Raw genomic sequence first — 20,014 nt, 5'->3', positions numbered from 1 at the left:
GGTGGTTAGCCTGTTGTTATTTTGTTTCACGATGTAATGTAACTTTGCGATCGCGTGGGCAATACTTTTGTAATTCTAAGCGATCTGGGTTATTACGTTTGTTTTTGCTTGTAAGATATGTCTTTTCACGACATTCTGTACATTCTAATGTAATATTTACACGCATGTGCTAAACCTCCAAACTACGTATCAAATTAACTAAGGTTCTAAATACCTTTAACGTTAAATATGATACCATCTTTTGAAAAGTTTTTCCAGTGGTTTTTTAAAAAATGTTAAGTAAAATACCTTGACATGCTATTTTCGCCTTATTCTAGGCCTTCTGATGACTGTACCATACTCCAATATGCTTGATAAATTGCATTTGTCGACTGCATATGAATTGGTCTTTCATGAGAAACACCTGGGAACACAACGGCCACGGCCACTTGCGGATTTTTTTGTGGAGCATACGTAATAGCACTTAATGTAAATGTATTATTATTCTTATAAAATGTTTGCGCTGTACCAGTTTTACCAACTAAAAGCGGTTTAACAGACGCCATCGTTGACCCTGTCCGATAACGACTCGAACTATGGACAACCTTATACAAACCATTTTTAATAATATTCCATTCAGCAGTTGTACCTGGAACAACATTTAAAATATTTGGTTCAAAAACATGCTTAATTGGTCCTAAAGAACCGTTCGCATTTGTACCTCGGATTGATTGGACGATGTGTGGCTGTAAACGATAACCCCCATTAGCTAAAACAGAAATATATTGCGCTAATTGAATTGGTGTATATGAATCATAGTTCCCGAAAGATAAATCGAGTGCTTTACCAATATTAGCTGTACCACCAGGACCTTCAAAACCAGTTCCTTCACCAGGAATATCTACCCCGGTCTTCACACCTAAACCAAATTGATTAAAGTTCGAACGTAATTTATTAAAAATATCAGGATTCATTGTTAAATCTTTACCAGGACGATAATGGAAATGTGCTTCTTTCATCGCTAATTGCATCATATATGAGTTAGAAGAAACCATTAAAGCATCCGATGCAGTTAACGGCATATCATTATTCCCATGGTGGTTAAACCAAGAACCTTTCGGCGGTGTCCCTGCAATCTTAATTGGTTTATCAACTAAAGTATTATGTCGTGGTGTAATTACACCTGAATGGAATCCACCCATAATCATAGCCGGCTTCACAACAGACCCCATTACGAAAGCTCGATTAATTGTTCCAATCGCATTTTCGGTCACTTTACCAGTTTTGATATCACGTGAAACTCCCGCTAAAGCTAAGATTGCCCCGTTATTTGGATTCATAACGATTGCATAAGCCCCAGGTGCATAGGGATTACCAGAATTCTTCAAAGCACTTTCGATAATACTTTGAACTTTGGTTTGGAATTTAGCATTAATTGTTAAAACAATATTATCCCCAGGTTGTCCACCATATTTTTTGATTTCTTTCGTAATTTGTCCATTTTTAGTTTCTAAATTAACAATTTCTTTCGTACCTTTTAAAGCATCTTCATATTCTGATTCAATATAACTCGAACCAACACTATCATTACGAGAGTAACCTTGCGCTAACAAGCTATTAACATGCGTACTTGGAAGCCCTTGTTTTTCACTTGTAACAGTCCCAATAACACTCTTAATCGCTTCACCTTCAGGATAACTCCGTGACCAACTTGTCCCGATTTTAACACCAGGTAAAGATGCTAAGTGTCCCCCAACTTCAGCCATTTCATCATCAGAAACATCACTTGTTTTCAAATAAACTGTTGATAAAGAATACGCCGCATTCATCCGACCATAAATAACAGCTGCTTCTTTTTGAGCGGTGGTGAATTTTTTATATAATTTATGCTTAGTAATATAATCAAATTGTTTCGCATATAAAACAGATCCATCCAAGGTTGCAGCCTGCTTAATATGTTTATTAACTTTTTCTTCTTTACCAGGTTGGGCTAAATAATAATCAACTTTATTAGATTGAGAAATGTTTGTCGTATCAACTTTAATATACTTCACTAAATTATTCGCCAATTGATACATTTCTTTATGTGAAACGATCAACGGTTTTGTATAAGTAATCGCCCGTGATGAATTATTAGCTGCCAATAATTTACCAGTTGCATCATAAATCATCCCACGTGGCACATTCTTTCTAGAAGTTAAGACATCATTGTTCGTTGCTTCAGCTTCAAATTTAGGCCCATTAATAATTTGTAAATTAGCTAATTGTCCGATTAACATCGCAAATAAAATAAAAACAATCACAAATAAAATGTTTAATCGCAAAGGTAATTGTGATTTTGGTTGATGTTCACTTTTGTTGCGCTTTTTAATAAATTTCACTAGTTTAACTCCTCTGTCTCGTCGTAGAAAAAGACCGACTTTCTACATAATAACTAACGTTTATCCTACCACAAATCCCTTTAAAAAAATAGCATCAGCAATTCATCCCAAACAAAACTTAAAATCTGTAAATTATGCTATACTTATCATGTTTTAAATAATTTTATTGAAAGGATTTTTTTGTGAATCAAAAATTAAAAAACTATTATCAGCAACATTATTCTGGAATTTTAAGTTTTTGCTTACCAATTATTATTATGACGATCTATTTTATGTTTCGTCATGTTTATCCTTTTGGCAAAAGCACTCTTTTAACAATTGATTTAGGGCAACAATATATTGATTTTTATGCCTATTATCAACATACATTATTACACTCACCTACCAGTTTATTTTATTCATTCGCAAAAGCTCTTGGTGGCAATATGATGGGTGAATGGGCCTATTATTTACTGAGCCCTTTTAATTTAATTCTTTTATTATTTCCGAAAAATAGTATTGTCGCCGGTATCACTGTACTCACCTTATTAAAATATGGGTTAGCCGGTTGGTCATTGAATTATTTCTTACAAAAACAAACTCAACTCAAAGCAATATTTATCCCCATTTTCACTTTAAGTTATGCTCTCATGGGATGGATGATTGCTAATCAATTGAATTTACTCTGGTCAGATGCATTAATTTTCTTTCCTTTAATTATGCATGGCTTTTATCGTTTATTCCAAACGGGATCCCGCAAAGTTTATGTCGGCTGGCTCGCTGTCATGATGATTGCTAATTATTATATGGCTTATATGATTTGTCTCTTTTTAATTGTCTTTTTCATTTGGTATAGTGTGATTAATTATCACAATTTCAAAAGTTGGCTCAAATCTGCTCGTAAATTCATTAGTTCATCATTGCTAGCTGCTGGTTTAGCTGCAATTATTTTATTACCCACAATTTATTCACTTTCTGTTAGTAAAGGACAATATGTTCAAAGAGATTTAGATTTATCCTTAGCTTATATGCCATGGGAAATGGGTGCAAAATTCTTTTTAGGTGCCTTCAACTTCTCGCAAATTCCGGAAGGCTTACCCAATTTATTTGTAGGTGGTTTTGTATTCTTTAACTTTTTATTATATTTTGTTTGTACAAATATCAGTCGTAAAGAACGCTTAACTTCCTTAATTGTTACCCTGTTTTTTGGTGTTTCATTATTTTGGCAACCATTGAACTTACTCTGGCACGGATTACAATTCCCCGTCTGGTATCCTTTTAGATTTTCTTATTTAATTAGTTTTTGGCTGATTTTCTTAGCTGTACGTCATTGGCAATTTTCACCAAACTACATTAAATTTATCAAAATCATTATTTTAGAACTAATTTTATTAAGTTATGCAACCTATCTTTGGTTCGATTTGCAAAATTTCACTTACTTATCTAAAACAAAAATCATTACCACAGTAACCTTAGCAACGATTACTTTAGTAATTTTAAGTCAAAAAAATCTCAAAACAAGTCGCTTAATTCCGATAGTTTTATTATGTACATCAGGTTTATATTTGACTGTAAATATGGTTTTCTCTTTAAACTCTTTAAGTTATTTAACTTATAATAAATACGCTCAACCATCCAGTATCTTACGTTCCGATATCAAGCGCATAAAAAAACATGATACTGGTTTTTATCGTGTTGGCCAAACTTACTTCAGAACAAAAAATGATGGTGTGGCTCATGATTTTAATTCTGGTTCTTATTTTAGTTCCGCTTTAGAAAAACAAATTCCTGATTTTTATGGTCAAATCGGACAACCGGATGGCGATAATTATGCCATTTATGCGAACGGAACTTTATTAAGTGATGCTTTGCTTGATTATAAATACTTTTTAAATCCCAAAGATAATTCTGAAATCCCACGAAATTATAATGACTTTAAAAATCCAGTCACCTTAACTAATCGTAAAAGTGATTTAAAAGAATACAAGCTCATTTCCAATCAGCGTTTAACAAGAATTTATGAAAATCCTAACGTCACGAGCATCGCTTATCTTGCGAGTCCTAGTTTAAAGAAACTGTCTCCTTTATATGATTTACCAACTATTTATCAAACACGCTGGTTAAATGATGTTGCGGCTCAAATGCCGAATACACGTTATTTCCATCCGTGCAATTTCCAAGAAGTAGTTTTCCAAAATATTAAACCTACAAATCGCTTAACAGGTGCGCATTTGAAGAAAATCAAACCAAAAAAAGCAGCTAAAGTTATTTTTAAATTTACACCGAAAACCAATGATCCTTATTATTTAACTTTAGGTCCAGATTGCACCTCAGAAAATGTTGATATTTATATTGGAAATCAGTCATTAAAATATTCTCGGACATTCCGGCATACGATTATTTTAAATATCGCAGACCATGCCAAAGGACAAGAAATTATTATTTCAACGAGTTTGAAGAAAAAGAAACTGACATTAGATCATTTTGTTTTATATCGTCTTGATCGCCAAGCGGTTAAAAATTCTCTCGCTGAAGTCAAAGATCACACCCTAAAAATAACAGAACACCAACCAACAAAAATTAGTGGTGAAATTACTGTCCCCAAAGATATTAAGAAAATTTTAACAACAACCATTCCTTATGATGCTGGTTGGCACGTCCAAATCGATCATAAAGCTGTTAAAACTTTTAAAGTTCAAGATACTTTCTTAGCTTGTGATATTAAGCCAGGCAAACATCAGATCCAATTTAGTTATCGTCCGCCTTATTTAATTTTAGGTGCGATTATTTCTGGAATCAGTCTTGTGATTGCCAGTTATCTTTATTATCGCCAACTAAAACATTAAAAAATACCAAGCAATTATCAAGTTGATAGTTGCTTGGTATTTTTGTGTTTTTTAGAAATATTGCACGACATCTTTTCGTTGATAAGCCTTCCAATAAAAACCACTTATTGGGCTAGCATAAGTATCTTTAATAGCACGTACTTTGATAATTGTTTTGCCGTTAAAAATAACTTTAATCGGTAAGTCTTCAATAGATTGAACTTTGCTTTCATTTAATTTGAGCAGTTCTGATTGTGCATTTTTTAATTTGGTTGCTTCATCTGGTGTTAAATTTTCTTTACCTTGGAATTTTTGAATCGTTTGATAGTCTTTTTCGCCACCTTCAAAAGGAATTTCTCCCCATTTAAAAGTAACAGACTTGCCATTTTCTTTCATAACAACATCACGCCGAATTTGATCAATTCGGTCAGTCATCAAAACAACTGTCCCAAGTTGTAAATTCTTATTTAATTTTGTAAAACGTTTATTCACAGTAATCTTAAGAGCTTTTTTAGTTAATTGAACTTTATTTACTGTCGCCTTTAAATAAGCGTCACTAGCAGAACGTGGATAATCTTGACCTGTTTTTTCATCATGAAGCTGTTCAATATTTAAAGGTTGACGGAAAGGATAGTCATAATATTTTCCATCACCACCATAGATAATTTTCAAATCTGAGAATTTAGCACCTTTAAACTCTTTTTTAAAAGCTTTTTGATATTCACCTTCTGGACAATCAATATAACGTTGGACCATTTCGTACCAACCATCATCACGTGTTTTTTCCTCTTGTTTTTGTTCCGTTTGATTTGCTTCATTAACTTTCTTATCAGCTTTACAACTAGCTAATAACATTGTTCCACAACACAACGTCGCAGCTAAAGTAATTAGTTTTTTCTTTTTCATATATACTCATTCCTTTGATTAACTATAAAAATTAAATATATCAATCTGATTATAGCATACTAAAATTTTCCATCATATCTTGCGCTTATTCCCAATAATAAACAAAAAACTTGAAGACAGTTTTCACTATCTTCAAGTTTACTAATTATTTATCTTTTAAAAAGTTACTTAATTCTTCACCTTGCATTTTTTGCCATTCTTTACTGAAGAAATATTTATTTAAATGATATGTTGGTTGTGCTTGTTTTTCACTTAAAAATGGAGATACAGCTTGATCCATCTTCAACCAACCACGCCAACCAAGGTGAATCGTATCTTGCATAAAGTAATCAACGCCACCATCTTGAGATAAATCAACAATATGATTAAAACCTTGTGATTTTAATTGGTATGTGATTTTCGCATTGAAATCATCTAACATTTCTTGTGAAAGACCTGTATATGCCATCCACTTCGTATTAACTGGTGGAATAACAAAAATAACATTCATCTTATTAGCTTTAAATTGATTTAAAACTAATTCAAAATCGGCAAACTCTGGAGATGAAACATAATCAAAGTGTGATTGTTTATGTTTTAAATGCTTCCAACTCTTTTTCAAACGTTTATTCCAAAACTTGTTATAAATATCGAATTGATTGTTGTTAGCACTCTTTTGCCCCATTTTGTAAGCAACTTCATCCAATTTAGAAAAATCTTCTTGAACTGGCAACTTATCAGCTACACGTTCAATTTTACCGATACGGTCATTCATCGCTAAGGTTGAGAACCAGCGATCTTCACGTTCTAATTGGTTATATTTTAATTTAAGGTATGTTTTATCAAAACTTGTTAATTCTTGTCCGTCAGCGATTTTCGCTAAACACTTACGAATTAAGTTGCTATTTTGGCCAGCTGTCATTGTTAATAAACGTTTAGCTGCATAACGATCAACTTGACTTGTTGTCGCATGTAATAACCAAGATACTGCTTCTAAATTAGAATAATATAAATTAAAAGCGCCAGTTTCGATCCCTTTTTTCACAAACCATTGTGGTGAAACAACCATCACGGCTTTTTTACCTTTCAGTGCAGCATTCACACCTTGCATCCCAAAATATTGAGCTAAAGATTGTGATCCTGGAGCACCTAAAAGAAAAGGACGATATGAACGATCATAGTGAATAGCCATTGAAGATGGGTGGAATGAATCCATCCGTGAAAATTCTGATGATCCTAAAAAAGGTACATAATTTTCTTCAAAGGCTGCTCTTTTAACGACGTTCCCTTTAAAAATATTTTTCGATTGTGATAAAGATGCTTGATAAATTGTTTTTTGACTAATCTTGTGTGAAGAGTTTGGCATTACCAATATGGTTATTAAAATAAGCGCAGCTAAAATAACTGGTCCAAAAATATTAAATAGTGCCTTCTTCACATTCATTAACCCATACTTTCAACTTTCGCAATAATTTTGTTTGGTGTATCCCATTCTGTTCTTTCGAAATCAGATACAGGAACTTCAATTCCACATTGCATTTGTAATTCTAATAACATTTCAACTGTTGCCATTGAATCTAAAATACCAGATTCATATAATTCCATATCTAAATCTTCGCGTACTTCGTCATCACCTGTAATATTAGCTAAAATATCTAAAACTGTTTCTTTCATTATAAAAATCTCCCTATCTGAATTAAATTTTATTATCTAAAAAATAGTGTATCTAAAAATCCTGAGAAAATCAAAAAGCTAAAACAAACAACATGGAATGTTAAGACAATCGCAAAAATTTCTGTGAATTTATTGCTTGGAATTTGTTTTTTATGCTTTTTCTTAAAGCGTAACCACGCATCACAAATGATAATCGCAAAGGCATGGTAGAAACCATACACGATGTAATACCATGTTAAACCGTGCCATAATCCCATGATTAAGAATAATGTTAAATAACCAATGTTTGCCATGGTAATCCGACTTTTAACAAGTTTCTTTTTCATCATGAAGAATACTAAACGCATATAAATGAAATCTCTAAACCAAAATGAAAGTGTCATATGCCAGCGATTCCAGAAATCTTTAATATTATGCGCAATAAACGGTTTATTAAAGTTCATTGGTGTTTCGATCCCCATCACATAACTTGTTCCGACTGCGAATAAACTATAACCCGCAAAGTCAAAGAATAAGTCCATTGCATACACATACATGTAAGCAACCAGCCATTTGGAAATACCACCACTTGCCAGTGCCATCTTAGAAACATATGGTAGCATCACTACCCCGAATAAATATGCTAAAACAAATTTATACAAGAATCCTAAGAAAATATAAAAGACACCTTTACCAAGTAATTTTAAATACTTTTCTTGCTTAGGTGCTTGATCATAATCGCGAATAAAACGACGATAACGATCAATCGGTCCGGATGAGATTGTTGGGAAGAAGAGTAAAAAGTGTAATACACCTTTAAAATCTAATTCTTTAATCGTACCATCACGAATTTCCATCACAATTTGAACTACTTTAAAAGTAATATAACTAATACCTAAAAAGCCAAACAATGATAAATGTTGCCAAGCAAAGAATGGGGTTAACTTAACTAACACTAACGGTAAAATCGCTAAAACTACTGCCCCGATAAAAACACCGGTTGAATTTTTACTTTTCCGATAATGCAGATATGCGAAAATCAAAATCAATTCACATATTAAATAACCAATAATGGATACACCTTGCATCCATTTATCGCCACCAAAAGTTAATACTAAGAAAACAAAAGAAATAATTGTTTCATAAACTTTAAAACGACGACCATATAAAAGTCCAATCATAATTGGTAGTAAACCTACTAACAAATATAAAAAGTAAGTCGGATTTTGATATGGTTGCATATTAATCATTACTATTAACCTCACTAATTAAGGTTTTGCGATCAAGTTTACCGTTCGCTGTTAATGGTAGAGATTCTACATAAACAAAACGATTTGGCATCATGTAAGGCATCATAATTTCTGATAACTCAGCTTTAATCGCTTTTGTTAATTCAGCTTTACTTGCGAAATCTTGGTCTTTTGGAACGATATAAGCAATTAATTGTTGAACTTTATGATCTGCACCATAACGTGGTACTGTAATTGCTTGTTCTACTAAACTAACTCGATCTAAATGATGATCCACATCTTCTAATTCAATTCGAAAGCCGTGTAATTTCACTTGGAAATCAATTCGACCTTTATAAATCAAAATACCTGTTTCAGGATCAATTTGAGCTAAGTCCCCTGTTTTATAAGCAGGTTTGCCATCAATTTCAATAAAGGCAGCTGCTGTTTTTTCTGGGTTATTGATATAACCTTTAGAAAGACTTGGTCCCATAATAACTAATTCACCATCTTCTCCAGCTGGTAAAACATTATTATCTTCATCAACGATCACAACTGGTGTATCTGGCTTTGGCCAACCAATTGGTAAACGATCATATTGATTTAAAGCTTCATCAGTGATTTCTAAACCAGTAACTGCAACAGTTGCTTCAGTTGGTCCGTAAATATCAAAGATTCTGGAATTAGGGAAGCGTTCTTTTAAGCGAGCTGCTGTTTTATGTGTTAATTCTTCCCCACAAAGATAAATGTTTTTCAATTCTGGTGATGTTTCTTCATTGAATTCTGGTGATAATAAACAAATTTCCACAAATGATGGTGTGGACATCCACGCTTGAATATCATATGACTTCAAAGCTTTAAATAATTCTTTGAAGTTCGCTGTTGTTTCCGGTGGTAAAACATCGATTTTCCCGCCTGACAACAATGATGAATATAAGTACATCACAGAAATATCAAATGAGTATGGTGGTTGGGAAACGAATTCGATTGGATTTTCGAAATCTAATCCTAAATCGCCTTGACACCAATCTAAGAAACTCATTAAGTTGTTATAACTAATTTGCACACCTTTTGGTACACCAGTTGTTCCAGATGTGAATAAAATATAATAATTTTGATCGCCAACTACAGCTTCTTCTATCGTAACTGGTTCAGTTGTAATTTCACTTGTGAAAATTTCATGTAATTCTTTTTGTGAAATAACTGGAATATCCCAACCTAAGTCAGGTAATTCATCAACCGCGATACAAACAGCTGGTTCTGCAATCTTTTTAATAATAGCTAATCTTTCATTAGGTGAATGAGCATCGACTGGGATATAAGCATGTCCAGATTTAATTAATCCCATAAATGTGGCTACCATTTCAAATGTTTGGCCACCATAGACAATAACAGGTGCATCTTTGGCTAAATTCATTGATTTAATTTTAGCTGCTAAAGCATCTGAATATTGTTTTAATTCACCATAAGTATTTTCACGACCTAAATAATCATATACGACACGGTCTGGGGCGACTTTAGCCCAATGTTCAATTCTGGTAATGATTTTATTTTCCATTGCTAACACGTCTCCAAACTAAAATTCATTATAAATAAAGTGTGGTTGGTTAACACCACTATAACTATATAGATATACTAATAAGAACATTATCGCAAGATAAAATACGGTCCGTACAATAAAAGAAGCTATTGTATTTTCGCGTAACTTGTTCCAAGCTTTTTTCATGTAATTCTCCTTATTTTATGACTTGTCTTAATCGACATTACTAAACTCCAATAATTATTAGCATACGCCGAAAAAGAGTCTAACTCAATTCTTTAAACTTTAATTTTATTAAATATTAAAATTTATTTTATCAAAAAAAGGAGCCCGACTAAGCGAGCTTCACTTTCTTAATATTGCATTAATGCTAAAACGTCGTATCCTTTAATCTTATCGCGACCTTTAAGATCTTCTAATTCGATTAAGAATGCACAACCAACAACTTCGCCACCTAATTGTTCAACTAAGTCGATTGTTGCTTGAATTGTACCACCTGTTGCCAATAAGTCATCACATACTAAAACTTTTTGACCAGGTTTGATTGCATCTTTGTGCATGTATAATGCTGATGTACCATATTCTAAGTCATATTCTGACATAACTGTTTCACGAGGTAATTTACCTTTTTTACGAGCTGGGGCAAATCCAACACCTAAATCATAAGCGACTGGACAACCAATGATGAAACCACGAGCTTCAGGTCCAACAATCATATCCACGCCTTTATCTTTAGCGAATTGGAAAATTTTATCTGTTGCTTGACGGTATGCTTCACCATCAGCCATTAATGGGGAAATATCGCGAAAGACAATCCCTTTTTCTGGGTAATCTGGAATACTTGCGACATAATTTTTTAAATCTAACATTTAAATATTGCTCCTTTTAAATTCTTACTTATTAAGATATTGACCTAAAAACGCTGCTATTTCGTTACTTTGTTTTTGCAATAATAATTCTTGCACTTCAATTTGACTTAAACGCTGACGATAAGCAGTAGTTGTTTCTAATTTATGATAACTCGCATTTTTATTACCGGTCATTAAACCATCTTCTATTCTAACAAATCCGACTTCAAAAAACACCTTTATCATGAAAATAAGTAATTCTTTTTTTATTTTTAAATAATTCTCAAGTTTTGTTAAATCCGTTCGTAAATTAAAATCAGTTTGACTCATTACAAAACGATATAATTTCGAAAAATCTTCTCTAGTTGGCATGGGCATCAGGTACACTTTTTCTTGATGATAACCATACAAACTCAATTCTTTCGTTTGAAACATTGGTAACACTTGCGCAATTTCTGTTAAATCAGCAGGTAAATCCACAATCGTTAATTGCTCTGTCGTAATAGTTTCACCTTGTTGAATAACTTGTTGTGCTAATACTAAATTCTCAGCGGTAGGAACTTGTTGTTTTAAAGCTTGATACTTTTTCGTATCAAAGAATAAATATGTCCCCGGTTGTTGAAAACTTTGGGTTGTTAGTGGTTGTTCACGTAAATCGTTAAAATAAATCCCCTCATAAGCAACGTCTTTTAACATAATTTGCGCACTAACATTATTCTTCCAAACATTCTTATTCAAGGAACCAACGATTTTTGTACCGTTAGGTTGTTGTACAATTTTTTGTAAAGTTGCATCTGGAAGCGAAAATCCAATCGCTGTAATTTTTTGTTGATTAGTCGCACTCAGCATTAATCTTAAACAATTTTGGTTCTTACCAACGATTTGTGCCTGTTCAATTCGATAATCATGAAAAGCGAAATATGGTTGCTCATTATCAGTACCATATGGTTTTAACTTTTCTATTTCAGCCAACAAATCTAAATCAACCTCAGCTAATGTTAAATCTCCAGCTAATTGTAAGTCTGATTTTTGTTCTGTAGTTAATTCTTGCTTTTGTGCTTCCTCTTCTAAAATAGCAATTAAATTTTCTATTTGATCTTTCGCAACGGTTAAGCCACAAGCCATATGATGTCCACCGAAACTTGTTAACAAATCACGATGAGGATCTAAACCTTGATATAAATTAAAACCAGCAACTGATCGCCCAGAACCTTTTAAGAGTTCTTTTTCTGGATCATAATTCAAGACTAGCGTCGGTTTATTAGTTGCTTCAACCAATCGACTAGCTACAATTCCTAAAACACCTTCATGCCAGTTTTCTTGCCAGACTACATTAATCAAATGATCACTTTGTTGTTGGGCTTGTTGTAAAGCAGCCTGTGTAATAGCATCTACAATCTCAATCCGTTGATTATTTAATGTTTGCACATGTTCTGCAATTTCTTCAACCCGTTCATCATCGAGTGACGTTAATAATTCAACACCAATTTGACCACTTTCCATACGACCTAATGCATTTAAACGTGGTGCCAGTTTAAAACCAATCGCCACTTCATCGATTGTAGCCTGTTCAATTTGACCTTTAGCGAATAAAGCTAACAAGCCAGAACGATACGTATTTTGTAAAGCGTTGATCCCAAATTTCACTAAAGCACGATTTTCATCAGTTAATGAAACTAAATCTGCCACAGTCCCAATCGCAACTAAATCCAACAAATCACTTGGTGGACCTTCTAATAAAGCTGTTGCTACTTTAAAAGCTACCCCAACACCTGCCAAATCACCAAAAGGATATTCTCCTTGCGGATGACGTGGGTGAATAATCGCGACTGCATCAGTAGGCAATTCTTGCGGTAATTCATGGTGATCAGTCACCACAACATCGACGCCCCGACTTTTCGCATAAGAAATGGCTTCTGCTCCGGAAACACCATTATCAACAGTAATAATTAATTGTGCTCCCATATCAATTAAATACTGATAAACAGCTTTATTTGGACCATAACCATCAGTAAAACGATCAGGAATATAATATTCCACAACCGCACCGAGTTGTTCTAGTGTTTCATACATAACTGATGTACTAGTAATTCCATCAGCATCATAATCTCCATAAATCACTATCTTTTCTTGTTCATAGATTGCTTGACGAATCCGTTCAACACCGACCGCCATATCATGCATCAAGTAAGGATCGTATAAATTTTTTTCACTTGGTTGGATAAACTTTTGAATTGCTTCCGGTGTTTGATAACCTTTTTGCACTAACAATTCACACAAAACTGGTGATAAGTCAGTTGCTTGCGCTAATTCTGTAATTAAAGCTTGATCACTTTTTGTGCTAGTTTGCCAATTATATTTTTGTTTTACCACTAACACTCTACTCCTTAGTTGTTGGAACTGATTTTTGTGGTTCTTTCACAATTTCCACATGTTTATGTTCAGTTGTTTTTGTTTCTTGTCCCCCACGTTGCATTGCATCTAATGCGTTCATGCGTTTCGTTATTTCTTTTAATTTGCTTTTCAATTTATAAATTGTTGCCATAGAAAAGACCATCGCAATTAAAATCCCGAAAACAACACATCCGACTAGCACAATAACTAATGGTAATGTAATTTCTTGAAATGCGAAATTAACCGTTACAGGTTGCGCATTCATCCAAGAAAAAATCACAATAATTAAAATCAAAATTGCACCAACAATTAAACGTATTTGATTTTTCATCATTAATCCCCTCACTCTTATTTTTTATTAAAGATTCCATTTGTTAAAAAGTCCCCAAAATGTGGAAACATTTGATAAACGTGATGACCTAATTCCATAATATAAGGAACATTAACTTCACGCTTATTTGTACCAATCGTGCGCATAATCTTGTCAGCCACTACAACAGGGTCTAAAACAACATTGCCTAAACTATCTAAGTACTTACCAGATTTATCCGCAATATTGAAAAAGTTTGTCGCAATTGGTCCAGGATTAACTGTTAAAACAGAAATTCCTAATGGTTTTAATTCTAATCGTAATGAATTGGAATAGCCTAAGACAGCTGCTTTCGTTGCTGAATAAACAGATGATTTTGGTGTTGAAATTTTACCAGCCATCGAAGCAATATTAATAATTGCACCACAACGACGTTCCGCCATGTGTAAAGCAACATTTTGTGTCATATAAATCAATCCCAAAACATTAACACGGAACATATCTTCAGTCACTGGACGTTCAATTTTTAAAGCTTCTTCCATTAAACCAAAACCGGCACTATTCACTAAAACGGCAATTGGACCGACTTCAGTTTCGATTTTAGCAACAACTCGATCAATTTGATTTGGTTGACTAACATCTAAAGTATAAATATGAGCTGGTTGACCAGATAATTCTTCACAAGTCCGCATAACTTTTTCAAGTTTCGTAAAGTTGCGCGCACATCCCACAACAATCGCACCACGACTGGCTGCATTATAAGCAATTTTTTCACCTAATCCAGATGAAGCACCTGTAATAACAACAACTTTACCGCGTAAATCTTTTAACTGTTTATAACCTTTCATCTTAAAAACGCTCCTTTATTTTCTAAATTCAACATCTTCAACATAAAAATCTTTCACTACTTTTGTATTTTCAAATACTTTTTGGGCATCATTTTCTAAATGTTGGGCTAAATACCCTACATAACGTGCTGAAATATGAGTTAAAAGTAATTTTTGGACACGTGCTTCTTTCGCCACTTCGGCAGCTTGGACACATGTCGAATGATAATAATTATGTGCTAAACGTGCTTCGTCTTTACCAAAAGTACTTTCATGCACTAAAACATCAGCATCTTGGGCGAGTTCAGCAACACTAGCGATTTGACGTGTATCACCTAAAATCGTAACTGTCCGACCCTTTTTAGCTTCACCAATAAAATCTTTTCCATCGATTACTCGGCCATCTTCTAACGTTACCACTTCTCCAGCTTTCAAACGACCGTATAATGGACCAGATGGAATTTGTTGCTCTCTTAACTTATCCACAAGCAATTCACCCGGATAATCTTTTTCTTCCACACGATAACCAAAACATGTGATCCGATGATCCAGTTTTTGACAAGTTACTTTGAAATGATCATCTTCAAATAAAGTGCCTTCTTCTTTGATTTCTACAAAATTAACTTTATAAGTTAACTTAGTTTGTGACACTTGTAATGATGTCCGCACATAATTTTCGATACCTTTTGGTCCATAAATTGTTAATGGCCCCATTTGTTCGCCACCTTGGAAAGAGCGGCTACTTAAAAAGCCTGGCAAACCAAAAATATGATCACCATGTAAATGTGTAATAAATATTTTATTAACTTTTCGCGGACGGATATTTGTTTTTAAAATTTGGTGTTGTGTTCCTTCACCAACATCAAATAACCAAATTGAGTTACATTCCGCTAATAGTTTTAATGCGATTGCAGTGACATTACGTGTTTTTGAGGGTGAACCAGCACCCGTTCCTAAAAATTCAATTTCCATTCTTATATAAAATCCTATCTAAATTCATTCTTTTAATTTCTTTACATCATATTATTTTAACATATGAATGATGTTAATTAATATGCTAGCTTCACTTCTAATAATACTATATTTGCTTTTAATTGAAAAACAACATTACTTTTGATACCGTTACTTGCAGGAGGCTATTTATGAACTATTCTGAATTACGCTTATTAACCCATAATTTACCACCAGAAATCCAACTTTTTTACAGTAATCAGCAGTTGTCTTTTCCTATCACAACTTTAAACGCTGATCAGCATAAAAAAGTTATTTATTTTAGTAATCAAGGACCCACTTGTTGTTCTCAAAACGCCCTCACGATTACTGATTTATTTCAACAACCAACCGAATGGCAAGACTATCAAATTAAAGTTATTTTTCCAAAAACTCAACATCAAAAACGGATTTTAGGTTTTAAAACAGCCCACAACAATTTATTTTTCCGTTAATTTTGTACAAAGTAACAATTTTTTTGCATAAATTAAAAGTTCCACAAACATAATTAAATCAAGCTTTATACGTATCTCAAACCTATTTCTGTTGTCTGCAATATTTATTTGGCTATTTACAAAAATCGTACAGCGTGCTAGATTACTTGTAACAAATAAATATAGTACCTTTAATTCAGTTCAGAGAAACTGGCAAGGTTTTCGGAAGAAAATTATAAAAGATTGTAATTTTGACGCAGTGTACATAAAGTTGCCCTCAGTGTAGCTTTGTGTCTCTTGTTGCAAATTCTAAACCCCTTGCAAATTCTGCAAGGGGTTTTTCTTTTTAGGTACTTAAAAAGAAAGGAAGTTTTACAATGAACAACAAGCAGCACATCGATCACGACTACTCTTTAGAGGCTATCCCTCAAGGAGCTCGCAAAGAATTTTTCTCCATGTTAATGGTTATGTTAGGTTTCGCCTTCTTCTCAGGAAGTATGCTCGCCGGTGGAAATATCGGAACCCAACTTAGTTTTGGTGATTTTGCCAAAGCCGTTATTTTAGGAAATATCTTACTATGTATCTACACTGGTCTATTATCTTATATGGCCGGAGCAACTGGCCTTTCAACTCACTTACTCGCTCGCTACTCATTTGGCGAAAAAGGTTCTTACCTTGTTTCATTCCTCGTTTCCATCACACAAGTTGGTTGGTTCGGCGTTGGGGTTGCCATGTTCGCTATCCCAGTCGCAAAAGTTACCGGCTTAAACGTTTGGCTTTTAATCATCGTCGCTGGCCTATTAATGACAGCAACCGCCTACTTCGGTATGAAATCACTCACCATCTTAAGTATTATCGCCGTACCCGCTATCGCAATCCTCGGTTCAACTTCAGCCGGAAAAGCAATTGTCGACGCTGGTGGATTAACTGAATTAATCGCTTTAAACTCGAACGGCTCTTCAATGTCTATGAATGTCGCATTAGCAGCAGTTGTCGGAACATTTATCAGCGGCGGAACATTAACACCTGATTTTACCCGCTTCTCTAAAAACAAGAAAACAGCCGTTTCAACAACAGTCATCGCCTTTTTAATCGGTAACTCTTTAATGCTAGCATTCGGCGCAATCGGAGCCATGGCAACCGGAAAAGCAGATATTTCCGAAGTTATGTTTACACAAGGCTTAATCATCCCAGCAGTTATTATCTTAGGCTTAAACATCTGGACAACAAATGATAACGCCCTTTACGGATCCGGTTTAGGATTTTCAAACATTACTAAACAACCTAAAAACAGAATGGTCATCTTCAACGGAATCTTAGGAACTTGCTTATCAATGATCTTATATAGTAACTTTATGACTTGGTTAAGTATGCTTAACTCCTTTATCCCAGCAGCAGGTGCCATCTTAATCGCGGACTTCTTCTTAGTAAAACGTGGTAAATACGCTGACTTTAAAACAACTAAATTCAAAGCCATCAACCCAATCGCGATTATCGCTTGGGCAGCCGGTGTGGCAGGAGCTTACTTAATCCCTGGAATCACACCTGTTAACTCAGTCCTCACAGCAGTTGTCACATATGTCATCTTAACAAAAGTTTTTGTGAAGAAAACAGTTGAAAACAACCAAAAAGTTGAAGCATAATAGAATTAGTTCAATATTAGGAGGTTAGGCTACTCATGTTAATCAAACAAGCTCAATTACGTAATCAAGAACAACCCGTTGATATTTTAATTGAAGACGGGATTATTACAAAAATCGCACCCGAAATCACAGCGCCTGATGAAGAAATTATCGACGCAAAAGGTTATCTCACAATTCCGCCTTTCATCGAACCACATGTTCACCTCGATACAACTCTCACAGCTGGTGAACCACACTGGAATGAAAGTGGTACCCTCTTTGAAGGGATTGAACGTTGGTCAGAACGAAAAGAAATGTTAACGGCCGAAGATGTTAAACGCCGTGCTCGCAAAGCTATCTCTTGGCAAGTAGCTAATGGTATTCAATTTATCCGGACTCACGTTGATACAACTGATCCCAACTTAATCGCTTTAAAAGCTATGATTGAATTACGCGAAGAATTAAAAGATAAAGTCACATTGCAAATCGTGGCTTTCCCTCAAGAAGGAATTTTATCTTATCCAAATGGTTTAAAACTTTTAGAAGAAGCATTGAAACTCGGTGCTGATGCAGTAGGCGCTATTCCTCACTTTGAATTCACACGTGAATACGGTGTAGAAAGTATTAACGAAATAGTTAAACTAGCACTGAAATATGACGTTTTAATTGATGTTCACTGTGATGAAATTGATGATGAACAATCCCGCTTCTTAGAAACTTTAGCCACACGTGCTTACGAAGCTGGTATAGGTCATAAAGTCACAGCTAGCCACACAACAGCTATGCACTCTTACAACGGTGCATACACATATAAATTATTCCGCCTCTTAAAAATGAGTGGAATTAACTTTATCGCCAACCCACTTGTAAATATTCACTTACAAGGTCGTTTTGATGATTATCCAAAACGCCGTGGTGTCACACGTGTCAAAGAAATGTTAGCAGCCAATATCAATGTCTGCTTTGGTCATGATGATATCGTTGATCCTTGGAACCCACTAGGAACTGGTAGTATGTTGCAAGTCTTGCATATGGGATTACATGTCTGCCAATTAATGGGTTACAGCGAAATTAATCAATCACTCGATTTAATTACAAAGAACTCAGCCCGAGCACTCAATATTACTGATCAGTATGGAATTGAAGTCGGCAAACCTGGTAACTTAATCATCTTGCCTGCTGAAAACGGCTATGATGCAATTCGTCGTCAAGTTCCTGTTTACTACTCCATTCATAAAGGTCAAGTATTAGCTCATACTACATTAGGTGAAACAATAGTTAAGATTGACAATGATGAAATTGTTGATTTCAAACGTTAATTAAATAAATTTAAATCCTACCTCCTCAACTAATTGAGGAGGTTTTTTGATATCAAATAAAACTTCGTATAGCTGACTTTTTAGATCTTGTTGCTCTGCTTTGGATTTACCTAAGCGTTTTTGTAACTTTTCGACAATCTTTTTTGAATCAACGTCTTGGTTTTCTTTTTCCACATTATCTTGGTTTTGGTCTTCCAATACTTCTGATTCTACTTGTTTGTCTTCATTCATAAATATACCTCCGCGCATTTTAAGGCTTGGGAGCCTATTAATTTTCTCGCATTTTAAAGCTTGGGAGCTTGCTCGCATTTTGAGTCTTGGGAGACTTGCTAATTGTTCTTTAAAGTCTGCAATCTAGCAAAAAAGACATAATAAAAAGGCTACTGTGTTAACAGAGCCTTGATTTTGTGTATTAAAAAAGCACTCACTAATTAGTGAATGCTAAAATGGAGCCCACTCTCTGAACTCCTTAAATATTTTATATGCTTTTCTCATCATTGAGTTTTCTTTTAGGTACTCAAAACCTTTAACAGTTAATTCTACACTGTCAACAAAAGCCATCCGTTCCCATGGTCTTATCTTATCAAAGTTAGCAGATTTGATAATTCCGTCTCTTCTAAGATATACCAAAGTTTTTATGAATTGTTTATCTGAAACGCCAAATGTACTTCCTTTAAAAACATTCCTATCAACTTCCAAATCGTTTTCGTAACAATATTTTAGATAACTTAATATCTTATAAGTTACCGCAAAGAAATCTTTATTACTCATTCATTTTCACCACTTATGTTTTAAAATG

The 20,014-nt window shown here is 34.2% G+C and carries 19 protein-coding genes; 4 read left to right on the top strand and 15 right to left on the bottom strand.

The annotated features are described in order from the left end of the window. Window positions 1–16: 16 nt before the first annotated feature. Together rpmG and G540_RS0103870 are read right to left on the bottom strand one after the other, a co-directional pair. Window positions 17–166, bottom strand: coding sequence for a 50S ribosomal protein L33 (rpmG, locus tag G540_RS0103875; RefSeq protein WP_027106977.1), 150 nt, complete (start codon window positions 164–166; stop codon window positions 17–19). A 142-nt stretch (window positions 167–308) separates the two neighbouring features. After that, window positions 309–2,360 carry a peptidoglycan D,D-transpeptidase FtsI family protein gene (locus tag G540_RS0103870; RefSeq protein ID WP_027106976.1) on the bottom strand — a complete coding sequence of 684 codons (2,052 nt, stop codon included), beginning with the start codon at window positions 2,358–2,360 and terminating at the stop codon, window positions 309–311. Between the two features lie 182 nt (window positions 2,361–2,542). Between G540_RS0103870 and G540_RS0103865 the strand changes: the two genes are divergently transcribed. Next, window positions 2,543–5,185 carry a YfhO family protein gene (locus G540_RS0103865; RefSeq protein WP_027106975.1) on the top strand — a complete coding sequence of 881 codons (2,643 nt, stop codon included), beginning with the start codon at window positions 2,543–2,545 and terminating at the stop codon, window positions 5,183–5,185. Between the two features lie 51 nt (window positions 5,186–5,236). On the opposite strand, the gene G540_RS0103860 is transcribed toward G540_RS0103865, so the two are convergent. From G540_RS0103860 to rnz, 11 genes are all read right to left on the bottom strand, one after another. Further along, window positions 5,237–6,070: a hypothetical protein gene (locus G540_RS0103860; RefSeq protein ID WP_027106974.1), complete on the bottom strand. Its 834-nt coding sequence runs from the start codon at window positions 6,068–6,070 to the stop codon at window positions 5,237–5,239. 145 nt (window positions 6,071–6,215) lie between these two features. Continuing rightward, the gene (gene dltD, locus G540_RS0103855) at window positions 6,216–7,493 is read right to left on the bottom strand and encodes a D-alanyl-lipoteichoic acid biosynthesis protein DltD (RefSeq protein WP_027106973.1); all 1,278 of its coding nucleotides are present in this window, start codon (window positions 7,491–7,493) and stop codon (window positions 6,216–6,218) included. Then, window positions 7,493–7,723, bottom strand: coding sequence for a D-alanine--poly(phosphoribitol) ligase subunit DltC (dltC, locus tag G540_RS0103850; RefSeq protein WP_027106972.1), 231 nt, complete (start codon window positions 7,721–7,723; stop codon window positions 7,493–7,495). Before dltC ends, dltD begins: the two co-directional genes overlap by 1 nt. Window positions 7,724–7,755: 32 nt before the next feature. Next, the gene (dltB, locus tag G540_RS0103845) at window positions 7,756–8,952 is read right to left on the bottom strand and encodes a D-alanyl-lipoteichoic acid biosynthesis protein DltB (RefSeq protein ID WP_027106971.1); all 1,197 of its coding nucleotides are present in this window, start codon (window positions 8,950–8,952) and stop codon (window positions 7,756–7,758) included. Then, window positions 8,945–10,489, bottom strand: a complete 1,545-nt coding sequence (gene dltA, locus G540_RS0103840; protein ID WP_027106970.1) for a D-alanine--poly(phosphoribitol) ligase subunit DltA — start codon at window positions 10,487–10,489, stop codon at window positions 8,945–8,947. Before dltA ends, dltB begins: the two co-directional genes overlap by 8 nt. An 18-nt stretch (window positions 10,490–10,507) precedes the next feature. Next, window positions 10,508–10,657: a teichoic acid D-Ala incorporation-associated protein DltX gene (locus tag G540_RS0103835; RefSeq protein ID WP_027106969.1), complete on the bottom strand. Its 150-nt coding sequence runs from the start codon at window positions 10,655–10,657 to the stop codon at window positions 10,508–10,510. A 167-nt stretch (window positions 10,658–10,824) separates the two neighbouring features. After that, window positions 10,825–11,340, bottom strand: a complete 516-nt coding sequence (locus G540_RS0103830) for an adenine phosphoribosyltransferase (protein ID WP_027106968.1) — start codon at window positions 11,338–11,340, stop codon at window positions 10,825–10,827. A gap of 24 nt (window positions 11,341–11,364) precedes the next feature. Beyond that, complete coding sequence (recJ, locus tag G540_RS0103825; protein ID WP_035463600.1) at window positions 11,365–13,692, bottom strand: single-stranded-DNA-specific exonuclease RecJ; 2,328 nt, start codon at window positions 13,690–13,692, stop codon at window positions 11,365–11,367. Between the two features lie 7 nt (window positions 13,693–13,699). Beyond that, a complete protein-coding gene (locus tag G540_RS07030) occupies window positions 13,700–14,044 on the bottom strand; it encodes a LapA family protein (RefSeq protein WP_051188958.1) in 345 nt (114 codons plus the stop codon). 17 nt (window positions 14,045–14,061) lie between these two features. Beyond that, window positions 14,062–14,871, bottom strand: coding sequence for an SDR family NAD(P)-dependent oxidoreductase (locus G540_RS0103815; RefSeq protein ID WP_027106966.1), 810 nt, complete (start codon window positions 14,869–14,871; stop codon window positions 14,062–14,064). A 15-nt stretch (window positions 14,872–14,886) separates the two neighbouring features. Next, window positions 14,887–15,822: a ribonuclease Z gene (rnz, locus tag G540_RS0103810; protein WP_027106965.1), complete on the bottom strand. Its 936-nt coding sequence runs from the start codon at window positions 15,820–15,822 to the stop codon at window positions 14,887–14,889. A gap of 170 nt (window positions 15,823–15,992) precedes the next feature. Between rnz and G540_RS0103805 the strand changes: the two genes are divergently transcribed. From G540_RS0103805 to codA, 3 genes are all read left to right on the top strand, one after another. Then, a complete protein-coding gene (locus G540_RS0103805; RefSeq protein ID WP_027106964.1) occupies window positions 15,993–16,295 on the top strand; it encodes a hypothetical protein in 303 nt (100 codons plus the stop codon). Between the two features lie 356 nt (window positions 16,296–16,651). Then, window positions 16,652–17,917: a cytosine permease gene (codB, locus tag G540_RS0103800; RefSeq protein WP_027106963.1), complete on the top strand. Its 1,266-nt coding sequence runs from the start codon at window positions 16,652–16,654 to the stop codon at window positions 17,915–17,917. Window positions 17,918–17,952: 35 nt separating this feature from the next. Continuing rightward, window positions 17,953–19,215, top strand: coding sequence for a cytosine deaminase (codA, locus tag G540_RS0103795; RefSeq protein WP_027106962.1), 1,263 nt, complete (start codon window positions 17,953–17,955; stop codon window positions 19,213–19,215). Here the strand turns inward: codA and G540_RS0103790 are convergent, their stop codons facing one another. Next, window positions 19,216–19,446 carry a hypothetical protein gene (locus G540_RS0103790; RefSeq protein WP_027106961.1) on the bottom strand — a complete coding sequence of 77 codons (231 nt, stop codon included), beginning with the start codon at window positions 19,444–19,446 and terminating at the stop codon, window positions 19,216–19,218. A gap of 210 nt (window positions 19,447–19,656) precedes the next feature. Beyond that, entirely contained in the window at window positions 19,657–19,986 is a 330-nt protein-coding gene (locus G540_RS0103785) for a YjcQ family protein (protein ID WP_027106960.1), read from the bottom strand. Window positions 19,987–20,014: the final 28 nt, after the last annotated feature.

This window comes from Ligilactobacillus ceti DSM 22408 (assembly GCF_000423245.1).
Taxonomy (GTDB): domain Bacteria; phylum Bacillota; class Bacilli; order Lactobacillales; family Lactobacillaceae; genus Ligilactobacillus; species Ligilactobacillus ceti.
Note: the sequence above shows the minus strand (reverse complement) of the source record. Positions and strands in the feature narration are given on the sequence as shown.

Bases quoted from the DNA above. Each gene is read 5' to 3' on its own strand.
- rpmG (WP_027106977.1), bottom strand. From the start codon at position 166: ATGCGTGTAAATATTACATTAGAATGTACAGAATGTCGTGAAAAGACA.
- G540_RS0103860 (WP_027106974.1), bottom strand. From the start codon at position 6,070: ATGAAAAAGAAAAAACTAATTACTTTAGCTGCGACGTTGTGTTGTGGA.
- dltD (WP_027106973.1), bottom strand. From the start codon at position 7,493: ATGAATGTGAAGAAGGCACTATTTAATATTTTTGGACCAGTTATTTTA.
- dltC (WP_027106972.1), bottom strand. From the start codon at position 7,723: ATGAAAGAAACAGTTTTAGATATTTTAGCTAATATTACAGGTGATGAC.
- dltB (WP_027106971.1), bottom strand. From the start codon at position 8,952: ATGATTAATATGCAACCATATCAAAATCCGACTTACTTTTTATATTTG.
- dltA (WP_027106970.1), bottom strand. From the start codon at position 10,489: ATGGAAAATAAAATCATTACCAGAATTGAACATTGGGCTAAAGTCGCC.
- G540_RS0103835 (WP_027106969.1), bottom strand. From the start codon at position 10,657: ATGAAAAAAGCTTGGAACAAGTTACGCGAAAATACAATAGCTTCTTTT.
- G540_RS0103830 (WP_027106968.1), bottom strand. From the start codon at position 11,340: ATGTTAGATTTAAAAAATTATGTCGCAAGTATTCCAGATTACCCAGAA.
- G540_RS07030 (WP_051188958.1), bottom strand. From the start codon at position 14,044: ATGAAAAATCAAATACGTTTAATTGTTGGTGCAATTTTGATTTTAATT.
- G540_RS0103815 (WP_027106966.1), bottom strand. From the start codon at position 14,871: ATGAAAGGTTATAAACAGTTAAAAGATTTACGCGGTAAAGTTGTTGTT.
- rnz (WP_027106965.1), bottom strand. From the start codon at position 15,822: ATGGAAATTGAATTTTTAGGAACGGGTGCTGGTTCACCCTCAAAAACA.
- G540_RS0103805 (WP_027106964.1), top strand. From the start codon at position 15,993: ATGAACTATTCTGAATTACGCTTATTAACCCATAATTTACCACCAGAA.
- codB (WP_027106963.1), top strand. From the start codon at position 16,652: ATGAACAACAAGCAGCACATCGATCACGACTACTCTTTAGAGGCTATC.
- codA (WP_027106962.1), top strand. From the start codon at position 17,953: ATGTTAATCAAACAAGCTCAATTACGTAATCAAGAACAACCCGTTGAT.
- G540_RS0103790 (WP_027106961.1), bottom strand. From the start codon at position 19,446: ATGAATGAAGACAAACAAGTAGAATCAGAAGTATTGGAAGACCAAAAC.
- G540_RS0103785 (WP_027106960.1), bottom strand. From the start codon at position 19,986: ATGAGTAATAAAGATTTCTTTGCGGTAACTTATAAGATATTAAGTTAT.